The following is a 13,469-nucleotide window of genomic DNA, read 5'->3' on the forward strand; positions in this document are numbered from 1 at the left end:
ATCACTAGCTTGCCGGCTTCAATTGCTCAATAATGTCAGCGCTGACCCAAAATATATCTACATCTCCATATCCACCTTGAGACATTTGACGGTTAAAGAATAAATACTTGCCATCTGGCGTCACACTCGCAAGCGCCTCCCAAGCGTTGGTGTTTATTTTTTCGCCTAAGTTAATTGGCGCTCCCCAAGTCCCCTCTTTTTGCTTGTAGCTGATGTATAAGTCAGAATCACCAAAGCCATTTTCTCGCTTACTATCAAAAATCAAATAAGATTCATCAGGTGCAATAAATGGGTGAAAGCTCCTACCTGTGTTGATCAGTTTATTGAGTAATTGTGGCGCTTGATACTGGCCATCCACTAATCGAGCGAAACGGATATCGCCCGTCAAATCTTGTTTAAATTCATCAAAGAACACTGTGCCATTGGCAGATGCCGATAAACGCATAATGGGCCAACTCTCCAGTGCGCCACCCAATGGCTGTAATTCAGACCAACCGCTGTCTGTGCGCTTTCGAAAACGTTTACCCAGATACATGATGTCACCGCTAGGTGAAAATAATGGTGTACCATTGCGCGCTGAAAAAACCCTTTCGTGCCAATACCCATTTATATTTTTAAACTCAACGATTTCTTGCTTTTGGCTTTGCTTATTTCTGCGAATGTAATAAAAGTTGAGAAGGTCTGGCGTAAACACACCACTGACCTCCCACCCTTGTGTAGATACAATTTCTGGGGCAAATGCGATAGGGGTAGCACCTGGTGGCATTTGCCCTAGATAGGGCCCAGTGAGTTTCTGATCGGGCGCTTCTTGACTGACCCCACACCCACTTACAATTAACAAACACAAAAGGACTAAACGACTGGCACCATTCATTTAAATTTATCCTTACTTTTCAATAATTAAAATTATCCACTTGAGGTGGAGAACCACTGAGCTTCATGATAAGAAAAGTAACAATAAAATGCCTGATGTCTTGATGATTTCTGGCTGATTTTAGCTAGCAATGCTTGCAAAGCTCATCACAAACGGGTTTCACTTCGCAACTTGATTAACTGCGCCAAATAACTATTTTTTGCGCAAATAAAATCCGTAAGTTCAGCTGCGTAGTTTTGCTTTACCGCCGCCATAACAGAATGCCGTGCCAATAACTGAGCACGCCACTGATTGATGTTGGGTAATCTGTCAAAGAGATGTGATTCAGTCAGCGTCTCAAATACGTCAAAATAACGAAATATAGGCGCATATACGGCATCAACCATACCAAAGCACTCCCCCGCGAAATATGGCCCAACAATCAGTGTTTCAAGACGTTCAAAACCATCTCGAAGCGCTCCTGATAGCTGATTAAATTCGGCTTCACTAGCCGCATTGTAATAGTTTGCCACCAAATTGAGCATACTTGACCCATACTCTATCCATTGGCGATGCCGTGCCTTATCGATAGCATGCTCTGGCAATAAATTTCCCGGTGTTACTTCATCTAAATACTCACAGATAACAGCGGATTCAAATAACACATCGTCATCATTTACCTTCAGCAAAGGCACTTTTCCCAATGGGGATAAGCGTTTAAACCACATTGGTTTATTACTCAAGTCTATATCTGTACGCGTATAGGCAACGTTTTTTTCTAACAATGTGATCACCGAGCGCTGCACGTATGGACAAAGCGTATGTGCCACCAATTCAAATTTCATATTAACCATATCACTTCCTAATTAGCTAAGATAAGCAAGTCAAATAAATGAGGCTCTAAAAGTACCTAAAACAACCTCAAACCATTTATGATAGCGCCAGTATGCACTTTGCTAATTTGCATTATTAGTGGCAATATTTGCAAAAACAATTTGCAAATTTGCATAACCTTATGGATTGGAATTCTTTAAAAGTGCTGTCATTGGTGGCACGGCATGGCTCAATTTCAAGCGCAGCCAAAGCCTTGAACATTAACTACTCAACCGCTTTTCGAAGAATCGAAGCGTTAGAAAAATCCGTTGGCGGGCAACTATTTCAACGTGCCGCTAAAGGCTATGTGCCCACCCCTTTAGCAGAAGAAATGCTCACCTTTGCTAAGCAAATGCTACAAAGTGCAGAAAACATTGAGCGCCATATTGTTGGTAAAGAGTTTCAGCCCAAAGGTGTGGTGAAAATTACAGCCCCCTATAATATTGCTAATCGTTGTTTGCCTACTGTGATTGAGCGTATAAACAGCGCCTACCCGGAGATAACGTTTGAAATTCTTGCCAGCAATGAATCATTGAATCTAAACTCGAGAGTGGCAGATATTGCAATTAGGGCAACCGACTCCCCTCCTGAACACCTTATTGGCAAAAAGGTGTCTGCCATCCCTTGGGGCATGTTTGTGTCTGATTGCTTTTTTGAGAAATACTCGGCGCAACCAAGCCTTGAAACACTTGGTCAATATCCACTCATAGGTGGCACAGGTGCCATGCTAAACCTTGCCGCTTTTTCGTGGCTGGAGAAACACCACAGTGAAGCAATCACTATTCGCTGCGATGAACTAACAAGCATGTCTTATTTTGCACAACAAGGGCTGGGCATCGCATTTTTACCAATTGATCAAAGTAGATCCCAAATTCAACAACTTGACCTTTTTAAACCTGCAAAGGTCAGTGATATTTGGCTTTTAATGCATCCAGATTTAAGAAATACAAAACGTGTTCGTATCGTGTTTGATTACCTTGCTGAGTTTTTTCAAAGCTCTGAATTTTTGAGCTAAACCAAAAGACAATAACCAGCATGTGAGTACGTATTTAGTGGTTATGTACTCAGATACTGTTATGCCGATTTGGTATTTATCTCTAAATTTGCTTGTCGATAAGCCGATGGCGTCAACCCAACTGCATTTTTAAACGCCGTGTTAAATGTAGAGCGAGAGTTAAAACCTGATTCAAACGACACGTCTACAATTGAGTGGTCAGTGGAGGCTAATAAACGCTTGGCCTCTTCGACTCGATACTCATTAATTAATTGAAAAAAATTACAGTGCAAATGCTGAGATAACGTTTCCGATATGTGGTTTTCTGACACATTTATAGCACTAGATAAGCGACTAAGAGACAGCTCGTTGTCTTTAAATAAGTGCTCCTGTTCCATTGCATGACGCAATTTATCAGCAATACGCGTCATGCGTTGAGGGTCCAAAATTGCTATTCGAGGTGTAGCAGGCTCAGGTTCTTGCGTTTTGTGTTGCTCATCTAACCTTGGCTGGTTTAATGATAAGTGGGCAAAAGCCACTAGCAACACGAGCTCTAGTATTGGGATCATAACCCCAGAGCCTATCCACTTGACGCCTATAAAGCCCAGAAAATACTCAATCGAGTAAAGAGACCAAACGGCTCCCCACAGAATGAGTATGATACGTAACCAATCTAATGACTGCCTTTGAATATCAGAAAACCGCTGCATGAGCTGGGCTCTGTGTTTTACTTGCAGCATATATGCCGCTCTAAAATATGTTAACGTTGTGCCTAAAAACACCAAGGTTGTACTTAAGCAAGTTAACAGTGCAAATTGGTAAAGCGCTGGGTCACGTGTAGCGGGGTTTGCCAACGCAAGCTTTTGCTCAGCGCTGACCAGCAGTGCAAACGGCATAAAGCTGAGCATCACCAAAGCCGGCCCCACACAGGCTAAAATAATCGACTTGATGCTGTTTTTATTTGCCCGCAGTAGCAAAGAGCGGGTATAAAAGTAAAAGGCAGGGCCAATAAAAGTTGTCAGTGGTAATTGTAGTCCTACTAAATTAGGCACATAACGATAACCACCTGACACTAAAACCAAGTCGCCAAGGGCATGTATCGAAAACAAAACCAATACCGCCGTTAAAAAACTGCGATACTTTTGCAAGCTACCATAACCAAAACTTGACTGAGCAATTGCTAACCCGGCAACGCCTAACTTGGCAGAAAAGACAATGGTTGGAAAAATAGCAACACTCATAATGACTCTTTGTTATTGTTTCTAAATAAAATTTTTATTACCCCTAGCATAGCAGGAGTACCTCAACTGGCTTATTAGGCACTAAGTTACCTAATATGTAAAAATGAATCGACTATTTCAAAGGTAAAATCTTGAAATGCAGATTCGCAGCGCGAATTTACCCCACAATTTACAAACGCGGTAATGCTCACATCTCCCTCTAGGATATAAATATTTTGGGTGTAATAACCAAATTCAGTGCCGCCATGATGATAAAACTTATTACCCGCTATTTCTTCAACCCACACACCTAGACCATAGCGAAATTTAGACCCTCGATAAAAGCGCGGACCAGATGACGCAACCAAATGCTGTTCACCTATCATCTGATTTCGAACATTCTCACTTACCACCTCATTACTGCGCACAATTGCCCTGAGTAATTTGGCCATATCGATAACATTGGATGCCAAAGGCGCATCAGATGTGGCCGTTGTACCAATGATTTTTTTCATATCTACCCAGACATTCATTGGGGTCGGAAAGTCTGGGTCTTCATCATTGATAAAAAAGCCAGAGGCAAGTTCTGGTTGATGTGTTTCTACCCCTTTTGAATAGCTTGATGTCATACCCAGCGGGCGTAAAATTTGGTTTCTAATCGCGCTTGCCGGATGAGCCTTTAACACGCCTTCTAGTATCACCCCTACCAGAGCATACCCGGTATTCGAATATGAAAAACGCTCTGCAGGAGCAAATTCTGCCTTTTGGTTTAGCGCAAAACTTAAGGGAAACTCATCGGTGGTCACTTCCTTTTGCTTAGCATACTGGGCTTTAAAAAATGCATAGTCTCCAACGTCGTTATATTCAATTATGCCACTCGTATGGTTAAGCAATTGCCGTAATGTCATTGCCTCTGAATACTGAATTTGAGCTAATAGCTTTTTGTCTAAATAACGACTAATGGGCGCATCCAGTTCTAATACATCTTGCTGATTGAGCATAGCCACCAATAGCGCTGTGAGTTTTTTACCTGCACTTCCATTGGGGATCACAATATTAGTTGCCATTGGCTGCTTCTTTGCTAAGTCTTGAAACCCTGCACTGCCTATAAAGCGCCCTTGCTCTGACTCAACATAAAGCACAGCTCCGGGTATATACTCTGAAACCAACTTATCTAACATGGATTGATATACAGTGTGATAGTTTTGCTGGGTATTTGCTTGAACATGAGCAGCCAGTTGCCATGACATAAACAAACCTAACAACGTAATAGTGGTTATTCCCTTTCTCAACGATGGTTCCTTCAAATAGCTTTAATCGAGATAATATCGTTAAACAATGCCTTGCCTGTACCCAACCTTAGCTGAACAGGTGGAGCAACTTACACACTTTAAAGCGCACCTCAGTGTCATTGCTAAACCATGCGCACCTTAAATTGCTTAAAAAACAAGCACCACACACCTTGCAGCTATACTAAAAGTGCATGCTGCAAGGTGTTTATAGCCTTTCAAACTTTACTATGGCATAAGCTTAATTTGCTCTACCGTATTTTCATCAATTAAGTGACTTGAATAAAACAAAGGAATGCTCTCATCTGCCGCCCATTGCGTTGCTAGGTTTTGATAAAAAGGACTATTAGGATCGCCCGATTGCCCAGGCGCATTCATTACTCTTGAGTTATCCCACTGACCTACATCAATCACCATACGCCAAGTAGTACCTGCAACGGTTGAAAAGTCTTTCGTTAAGTTATACGCATGCCAATTAGCGTTAACCGTATCCATTGAGCCGCCTCTTTGCAGGTCTTGCCAAGGGTTAAAGTAACTATGATATGCCTCAGGTAACAATGGTGTGAGTGGATGCACTAATCTAGCCGTATGGTTTTGCCCCCAAGGGGTGGTTAAGTTTGCTGAATCTGACGCACACGCCAATAGTGTATTGGTGATCAAACCTGCCATCTGCTCCTGAGTGGCTGTATCGTCACTGATAAAGGCCGCTGAAACCATATCAAGCACCACCCCTTGGTCACCAAAACTAGACAAGTCAGCTAGATAAGGAAACGCCTCGTTTGGCGCAAGCGTACTAACAATGGTTGGGCGTAAATAGCGATGCCACCATTTACTAAAGAAGTTTGCCTGTGTTGATGAGCTTGTCATATGCTTATCCCACAACTGCAAGTTTATAAGTAATTGTTGTGCAACCGGGTTAGTCATTTTGGCAAGAGGAATAGCATCAACTAATTCTTTAGCAGGCAGTGACAAGGTATCTGCCTGCAGCGCTAAGCTCTTAGCAATACTGTGATCATTACTGCCCTCTAGTACCTGTGCAATACGACGATAACGATAATCCCCTGCCCACTCATAACCTATATGAAACGGCATGCTGCTTGAAAAGTTCATTTCGTTTGCTGACGCAACCCAGCCTTTTGATGGGTTATACTGATAGGGCAAAAAGTCGATAGGCAGTCGCCAAAACCATTCATATTGGCCATCCCCAGGCACTGGCAATAAGCCATCCCAATTATCGCGATACGGCACATAGCCTGCTGTTTTGAGCGCAATGTTCCCGCGAGTATCAGCATACACATGGTTTTCTGATGGGTTTTTAAAGGCCGAAAGCGCAAAACGATACTCCCACCAGCTTTGTGCCTTTTGATACTCTAAACTGGCTAGATAAGGCACCATACCTGGCTCTAACCAAGCGGCCCGAACCGCATACAATGTGTTGTTGATTTGGTCACGATAAATAACCGGCCCATGTACCGTAAACTCTAACGTTACAACTTCATCAGCTTGCCCTTTTACCGGAATAGACTCTGTTATTGTGTCTACTGGTTGCCAGTAATGATGATACTTGTAGGAGTGACTATCACTTGGATTGATATCGTAGAAATACAAGTCCTCTTGGTCGGCAGAAAATACCGTGAAACCAAATGCTATGTGGCCGTTATGACCTAAAGAAACACCAGGAATATATGGCTCGCCTGCACCAATCACGTTCATCGTATCGGACTTTAAATGTACCGCATAGCGCCCTGATGGCACGGTATTTACACGATGTGGATCCGATGCCAATATCGGACGACCCGTGGCGGTTTTAGAGGGCGCGATTGCCCAGTTATTACTGCCTAATTGTCGCTGTGCGCTTGCGGCCAACGCTTCATTTTCAATTTGCTGCAGTAAGCCTTTGCCTTCTTGGAAATTAGCCAACGTTTTTGATGCAGCTTCAATTTGCTCATCAGAAAACCGCACTCCCGACGTTGCCAACGTATATAACTTAAGCACATCATTCGGTAAGGTATCGTAGTTTGCCCCCTTGGGTACACTGGTGGTGTGCTGTGGTTCAAGCTTAACGCGCAGTGCATCTAGCTCTAAGCTGAAGTCTCGAATAATCTTAGCCCGCGTTACTTCACTATTGATGTTGCGACTTAATCCGTGACTGCGAATTTTTAAAATGTCGTCCGCATGCCATTTAAGTGGCTGATAACCGAGCAATGCAAATTCACTGGGCAGAGGCACCTGTCCTGCCTCTATCATATCGATATAATGGTTTATGCCGGCAACAAAATGCGCGAGTGCCGATGCTGCATGATAACCATACTGCCAGCGCTCGTGATCCAGATCACCACGAAATAAAAACAATCGGCTTGCTTTATCTTGTTCGATAAAGGCTGGTCCAAACGCCTGCGACAAAAGGCCTAATCCCTTTCTTCGCCACAAGTCTATTTGCCACAAGCGCTCTCTGGCTATGTTAAACCCTTGCGCAAAATACACATCTTCTTCACTACTTGCACTGATATGAGCGATGCCATATTTATCAATTTGAATAGTTGCGGGCTTACTCAGTTGTGGTGCTGTTAACTCCGTTGTTTTAACTGAAGACTCATTAGCTTTGAGTAAAAATGGTACTAAGCCAAGTAACATCGATGCTGCAACTTTGGCAAAGCGACTTCGGGAAATCCGTCGTTCCCGCTCAAAAGTATGTTGTTTCACTGTGTGTTTCTCCTTAACGTAAACTTTTGTGATAAAAACCGGAAATTAGAACTGGTCGTTAAAACTGTTCGTTAAAACTGTTCGTTAAAACTGATCGTTAAAACTGCTCATTTCTTGTACCAATTCAGGTTACATCTTATGTGTGAAATTAAAATTTTCATACCGCTGATTTTTATTTAACCAACACCTTGTAAAAAAATGGGTACAGCCATATGAAAAAACATCAAACTTCAACTTGCATATAGGTATCCGCTGGCCATTTAATGACAGATATGCGTGTGACAAAAAGAGCCAGACACAGTGCAAATCTCAACATTATTCATACACGCCGTGAGACATGTCCATTGATTGAATTAAATGTGGTTTAGTTGTATTTTATAAATCTAACAATATGAAAAATAATACTAAATGGAGCTTATGTGTCACCACTTGTCCACTATGAATACGCCCCTCCCCGTTCTTGGGAGCAGTTTGAAGAACTATGTGCTGATCTATTTGAATGTATGTGGGACAACCATGAACTCATTCGCCACGGCCGTAGCGGACAAAGCCAATGTGGTGTCGATATTGTCGCTGCGCGAGGCAGCATTTATCCAATTGGACTACAGTGTAAGAAAAAATCTCGTTGGCCGATAAAAAAACTATCTAAAAAAGATATAGATACGGAGCTCAAAGCGGCAAGTAAATTTACGCCTAAGTTAAAAGAATTTTATCTGCTCACTACCGCTGAAGCCGATGCAACGCTTGAAGAGCATGTCCGCCTTATTAACGGCAATGCCACTTACTCTTTTAAAATACATATCATTTTTTGGCCGGAATTGGTCAGAAAAGTGGCTCTACATAAGCAAGTCGCACAAAAGCACTTTCCTATCCATGGTGGCAATGACCTTTATGCACCGTTACTAACAACATGGTACACAAATCAACAGCGTTTAGAGCTGCAAGATGAGCAATGGCGACTGGCGGCGTTAGAGGCGATGGAAGATTTACATGCTAGACCAACAGGCCGTATTATCATCCGACAAAGAGAATCAGATCAGATACAAGCACAGCTACAAGCTTTGCTGCATACAAAAAAACTCTCATCAAGCGAGCGATGGCAAAAGCTAGCGTTGCGAAAACAGCTAAGAAGCTTGGAAAGTCAAGAGCAACATATCCAAAAAATCATTCGTTTAGTTTTTTCTAATTCAACTCTGCGATTTTATATGATGGATTACGATAGCACAGGTGAATGGGCGCCTTTGTTATTACGTAGACTCATTGAATCGTCACTAAACTTGAACTTGATTGGCCTGGACGACCAAAAAATCCGTATTGCCCCACCCACACCGGAACTTCTGCCAGAGGTATTGACGTCGTTTAGCGTTGCAAAAATGGATATTCCCTTAAATATTCCCTATGCACTTTATGAACAATTGCTCCAAAAAGAGTACACCTTTAAAAAAGAGTATAACAAGAACATGGCACAAGACACTTGCGAGCTACCTAATGAGATTAGATTTGGTTATGCATTTCCTTTTATTATTCAAAGAGTGATCCGCATTATGGAAGAAGAGCACCTAAGTATGCAGGAATTGGAAAAAGCAGGCTACCTCGATCTGACCCGTTGGACCTATACACATTAAGCGCTTAGCAATTTAACTTTCGTATTAAATAATAATTTTAGGCCTGAGCGCTTTCGCTTGGTGATGTTGTTCAAGTTCATACAGCTACTGAAGCCCCCTGCCATCACTATTTTTTCATTAAAAACTCCTTCTTTTTTTGTTGTTTCGCCGCCAAGTACGATATATCGCGAGGCCGGTTTCCCTTAGTCTTTGCGTCACGTAGATGTACTTAACCCATGCTCTTTAATGAGCACATCAAAATAACTGGCGTCGTTAGGTCTGTTATTAATATTGCGAGCAAAGTCATCCCGACAACCAGAATTACAAAATCCAACCACTAAACCTTTATATTGCGTCAGCGAGTCAGGCTCAACTGGCTTACCAGAGCGGGGGCAAAACTTGTTTATAGCTTCTTTGTTTTCATACTTGTTCATACGATCACAGCCCTATTTTTAATAACGATAAATAAAGTAAGTTGGCATATTCCATTGTACTTGCTTTTTACCACCTAAATTGTCTCAAGCGCACATTGCTCGAACTTCACGCCCTGCCAGCCAAATTTAATAAAGTTGCGAATATTGCCATGATCAATCCCATCAGGGTGTTGCAATACGTCTTGACGATAAAACCGACCAAAACACTGCAAGGTTGCTTCTTCGCTCAATTGCTGCAATTGTGCAAATGCCAGTATTTTGCAGGAGCCAAGATTAGTACCCGCTTCGTTGTGTTGCTCACCATTTTTAAAAGCTACAGGGGTAAATTGATAATGGCGGTCAATCAGCTCTATAGTTTGCTCAAACTCGACACTTTGCTCATCATTATTTAACTGAGCGATAAATGCCTCAATCTCGGCTTTTTGATTGCTTAACATAGGGACTCCTCGAATAAAAAAACAACATTATCACTTTTAGGAACTAGGGATAATCATTTTCAGCTCAGACCACTGCTTTTACCGTCTTATTTATAAACTGACCTCCTGTAATATAACCCACTGTGCTAAACTTAAAAAAGTATATAATTCAGGGAGTAGTAACTAAGAGTGAGCAGAGCAATACTAAGCCAAGATGAAAATTTATCTTTTAAAATTCACTATCAGCTCCTGCCAAAAGAGACTAGTCAGCTTGACCTATATTTTTCGATACCAACGGATATGGGGATTGATGAAACAACCCTTAACGAAGTAGATTTTTTCAATGCCAACATAAAAACCCACTGTGCGTACTACTCTGAGCAATTGCACTTACCACTTGTGCATAGTCGTTTTATCAGTCAAAACAAAGGTCAAAAAACGGGTTACCGACTCAACTTAAACCTATTTTGCTATCAGATCAGAATCGCCTTAGATGCAGATGTTAAAGCGACATTACAGCTCAAAGAAGCCGAGATTTTTTTCCCTGAAGCAACACTGCTAGTTGAGCAAATACAAGGCTTACTCAAAAAGCTAAGACGTTACACGCCACCAGACAACAAACTCAAATCATATTTTCAAAATGCCGATAATTATCTGAGCTGGCACACAGAACAAGCATTTTTAAAGCTGCTGGCTAATGGCCCTAAGTCGAACGATTTTAGTGAAGAGCGCGCTATTTTGATCAACTTCTGCCAGCAAGAAAACCAGTACCGCGCTGAGCAAACCTATAATTCGCAGGTTACGTTAGAAGACCCCAATCGCATCACTAACAAAATGAAGTTACTCGAGCGGCTTATTGAATATGGTGTAGTATTTAACAAACAAACCGCCGACCTTACATTAAATGTAAAACGCATGGTTAAGGGCCTTGTAACTGGTGTAATTATGGCCTTTGTGATGTTTATCGTACTCAATGCTCGTACAAATTTCCAAGAAGTCACCTTGGCACTTATCACATTGTTGGGCGTAATTTATGGCCTTAGAGAAACCTTCAAAGAAGACCTAACTCAATGGGCGTGGAGACTAATACAAAGGGGCCGCCCAAAGTGGCGTAATAAGTTTAAAAGCTCAGTCAGTGACGATATCGTCTGTACGCAAACTATTTGGCTTGAACATATTCGTAAAAAAGATCTTCCTAAAGAGGTGGTGCAGCTACTTAAACAAAGGCGGCAACAGAATAAACAAGCGGCTAACTTGATGCATTTTTGCAGCAAAAATCAGGTTAATCTTAGCGAGTTTTTGCCTGGATATGACGAAGTACAACAGCGTATCACTTTTAACATGGCGTCATTTGTCCGTTATCTAAAAAAAGGCGCTGGCAAACTCTACACCTTAGATGGCCAAAAGGTATCAAAAAGATCAGTAGAGCGCCGTTATCAAATTAACCTAGTACTGCGCTTTACCAATAACCAAGAAGTGCAATTAGAGCGTTATAAACTCACCATGAACCGTTCAGAAATTGTTGCGATTGAGCTGATGGATGCCGAGGTAAGTAAAAGCTAAAAACGCTCACACGATCGTGTACTTGAGTTGTGTTAGCTACGCGGCCTATTCATAGCTCAACTCATCAACTGTGCATACGTTCAATAGCAACTATTCAATCAGAGTAACTACCACTAGGGGGGAGTTAGCTGCTTCCTTGGCTCACGCTTGCCCCCACCACAGCAGCGGTGCACGCTACAGATGCTTGCTGCGCCGCAGAATGAGCCGTAACCGCCGATGCATTTTGCACTTCGGTACCAATAATACACGGGCCATACCCCATCCCCTCTAATTTGTTCTCCCACTTGATATTACCGCTATGAATATCTAAACAAAACAAGTGGCCACCCGAATACGCAAATACCAAATCACCGTCAACAAACATGTTTGTTACCCCTGACGTGGCTTTTAATTTTGTTGACCAAATTTTATTCCCTGTGTGCTTATCCAAACACATAGCGTGACCTTTAATACCGAGTAATAGTTTATCCATCATGTTGCTCCTGTATTGCAGTTGATAGCCTGCGATAACTCAAGTAACCCATTTAACCTCAGCGATGGATATGCGAGTTTCTAATAACGCTATTTTAACCACGCTAGGCGTTATTTGGATCCAAACCAGAGGGTGTTTACTTATACTTTAAAAAAACAAAATTACGTTTAAGGCGCAACCCTTAGTACCTAAAAAATTAAAATAAAACTGTTATCAAATATGTCAAAGTAAGCTTTAAGTTTAATAAGCGCAGCGCTTTACACCTGTTTAAGGTGTAAAGCGAAACTTATTAGTTAGCAGCTCTGGGGATTGGGTTTATGGCTTAAATCAAAGCCCTTAAATAGTAACCAAATAGGAAGTAAAAACTCGAACAGGCCACCTGGGATGTACATCCAAGTGCCACTGATGCTGACATCCAAGAAATCGAAAACAACCTTTAAAAGTAGTGTTGCATATCCGACTAACCCTAAACCCGACAGAAGACGTGGAATGATACGGTATTTAAAGAGAGTAATATTTAAGAAGAAGCCAGCAACCGACAGCGATAACATTCCCATTGAGAAGGTTGCAAAACGCTCATGTTTTAACGCTGTTCCCATCACATAAAGTTGCTCAAATTGCTCAATTGAACCTGCCAACATTTTTTCACCCATGGCGGTGAGCGTAATCAATATAACTGCAGCAGGAAGTAATGTGGCCGCTTCAATTATACGGCCAGCCAAATAACCAATCGCAACCCGCTCATTGTACTGTTTAATAATTGGGTAAAGTAGCACTGAAATACCCACAACTGCCGCACAGTTCAAAAACTCAAGTAATGAAGCCAACGAAAGCGACCAGCTATTTTGAGCGACTTGGTTAAGAAAGTCTGGAGCAACTAAAAACTCATAACTGAGAGAATCAGCAATGGTATATGAACTGGTTGAGATTAAAAAAAGTATGGCGATGGCGCGCGCAGCAAGTTGGGTACTCATAATAAAAGTTCCTTAAAGTTATCGTATTAATCACAGCTCACTTAGTTAACCTCAGCTGAGGTTAGTTAGTGTGG

12 protein-coding genes are annotated in these 13,469 nt (G+C 41.9%); 3 read left to right on the top strand and 9 right to left on the bottom strand.

What is annotated here, in order from left to right; all coding sequences use genetic code 11:
• Window positions 1-4: 4 nt before the first annotated feature.
• A complete protein-coding gene (locus HG263_RS04535; RefSeq protein WP_171624855.1) occupies window positions 5-874 on the bottom strand; it encodes a TolB-like translocation protein in 870 nt (289 codons plus the stop codon).
• 146 nt (window positions 875-1,020) lie between these two features.
• The gene (locus HG263_RS04540) at window positions 1,021-1,707 is read right to left on the bottom strand and encodes a glutathione S-transferase family protein (RefSeq protein ID WP_216628339.1); all 687 of its coding nucleotides are present in this window, start codon (window positions 1,705-1,707) and stop codon (window positions 1,021-1,023) included.
• 161 nt (window positions 1,708-1,868) lie between these two features.
• Between HG263_RS04540 and HG263_RS04545 the strand changes: the two genes are divergently transcribed.
• Entirely contained in the window at window positions 1,869-2,741 is an 873-nt protein-coding gene (locus HG263_RS04545) for a LysR family transcriptional regulator (protein ID WP_171624856.1), read from the top strand.
• A 59-nt stretch (window positions 2,742-2,800) separates the two neighbouring features.
• Here the strand turns inward: HG263_RS04545 and HG263_RS04550 are convergent, their stop codons facing one another.
• The 3 genes from HG263_RS04550 to HG263_RS04560 all read right to left on the bottom strand — a co-directional run bounded on the left by HG263_RS04550 (window position 2,801) and on the right by HG263_RS04560 (window position 7,932).
• A complete protein-coding gene (locus tag HG263_RS04550; RefSeq protein ID WP_171624857.1) occupies window positions 2,801-3,961 on the bottom strand; it encodes a helix-turn-helix domain-containing protein in 1,161 nt (386 codons plus the stop codon).
• A gap of 86 nt (window positions 3,962-4,047) precedes the next feature.
• The gene (locus tag HG263_RS04555; RefSeq protein ID WP_171624858.1) at window positions 4,048-5,232 is read right to left on the bottom strand and encodes a serine hydrolase domain-containing protein; all 1,185 of its coding nucleotides are present in this window, start codon (window positions 5,230-5,232) and stop codon (window positions 4,048-4,050) included.
• 225 nt (window positions 5,233-5,457) lie between these two features.
• On the bottom strand, window positions 5,458-7,932 hold the full coding sequence (locus HG263_RS04560; protein WP_171624859.1) for a penicillin acylase family protein: 2,475 nt from the start codon (window positions 7,930-7,932) through the stop codon (window positions 5,458-5,460).
• A gap of 419 nt (window positions 7,933-8,351) precedes the next feature.
• On the opposite strand from HG263_RS04560, the gene HG263_RS04565 reads away from it, so the two are divergent.
• Complete coding sequence (locus tag HG263_RS04565) at window positions 8,352-9,557, top strand: PDDEXK family nuclease (RefSeq protein WP_171624860.1); 1,206 nt, start codon at window positions 8,352-8,354, stop codon at window positions 9,555-9,557.
• A 194-nt stretch (window positions 9,558-9,751) separates the two neighbouring features.
• Here HG263_RS04565 and HG263_RS04570 read toward each other — a convergent pair whose 3' ends face one another.
• Both HG263_RS04570 and HG263_RS04575 read right to left on the bottom strand, forming a co-directional pair.
• Entirely contained in the window at window positions 9,752-9,970 is a 219-nt protein-coding gene (locus HG263_RS04570) for a YHS domain-containing protein (protein ID WP_171624861.1), read from the bottom strand.
• A gap of 74 nt (window positions 9,971-10,044) precedes the next feature.
• Window positions 10,045-10,407, bottom strand: coding sequence for a HopJ type III effector protein (locus HG263_RS04575; protein ID WP_171624862.1), 363 nt, complete (start codon window positions 10,405-10,407; stop codon window positions 10,045-10,047).
• A 168-nt stretch (window positions 10,408-10,575) separates the two neighbouring features.
• Between HG263_RS04575 and HG263_RS04580 the strand changes: the two genes are divergently transcribed.
• A complete protein-coding gene (locus HG263_RS04580; RefSeq protein WP_171624863.1) occupies window positions 10,576-11,949 on the top strand; it encodes a hypothetical protein in 1,374 nt (457 codons plus the stop codon).
• Between the two features lie 124 nt (window positions 11,950-12,073).
• Here HG263_RS04580 and HG263_RS04585 read toward each other — a convergent pair whose 3' ends face one another.
• Window positions 12,074-12,424, bottom strand: a complete 351-nt coding sequence (locus tag HG263_RS04585) for an outer membrane protein assembly factor BamB family protein (RefSeq protein ID WP_246239860.1) — start codon at window positions 12,422-12,424, stop codon at window positions 12,074-12,076.
• A 290-nt stretch (window positions 12,425-12,714) separates the two neighbouring features.
• Window positions 12,715-13,395 (bottom strand): DUF4386 domain-containing protein, encoded by a 681-nt coding sequence (locus tag HG263_RS04590; RefSeq protein ID WP_171624864.1) that lies wholly within the window; start codon window positions 13,393-13,395, stop codon window positions 12,715-12,717.
• Window positions 13,396-13,469 lie beyond the last annotated feature (74 nt).

It is taken from the genome of Pseudoalteromonas caenipelagi (genome assembly GCF_013140855.1).
GTDB classification, from domain to species: Bacteria; Pseudomonadota; Gammaproteobacteria; order Enterobacterales; family Alteromonadaceae; genus Pseudoalteromonas; species Pseudoalteromonas caenipelagi.

Coding starts and splice junctions, on each gene's coding strand:
- HG263_RS04535 (WP_171624855.1), bottom strand. CDS start 874: ATGAATGGTGCCAGTCGTTTAGTCCTTTTGTGTTTGTTAATTGTAAGT.
- HG263_RS04540 (WP_216628339.1), bottom strand. CDS start 1,707: ATGGTTAATATGAAATTTGAATTGGTGGCACATACGCTTTGTCCATAC.
- HG263_RS04545 (WP_171624856.1), top strand. CDS start 1,869: ATGGATTGGAATTCTTTAAAAGTGCTGTCATTGGTGGCACGGCATGGC.
- HG263_RS04550 (WP_171624857.1), bottom strand. CDS start 3,961: ATGAGTGTTGCTATTTTTCCAACCATTGTCTTTTCTGCCAAGTTAGGC.
- HG263_RS04570 (WP_171624861.1), bottom strand. CDS start 9,970: ATGAACAAGTATGAAAACAAAGAAGCTATAAACAAGTTTTGCCCCCGC.
- HG263_RS04575 (WP_171624862.1), bottom strand. CDS start 10,407: ATGTTAAGCAATCAAAAAGCCGAGATTGAGGCATTTATCGCTCAGTTA.
- HG263_RS04585 (WP_246239860.1), bottom strand. CDS start 12,424: ATGATGGATAAACTATTACTCGGTATTAAAGGTCACGCTATGTGTTTG.
- HG263_RS04590 (WP_171624864.1), bottom strand. CDS start 13,395: ATGAGTACCCAACTTGCTGCGCGCGCCATCGCCATACTTTTTTTAATC.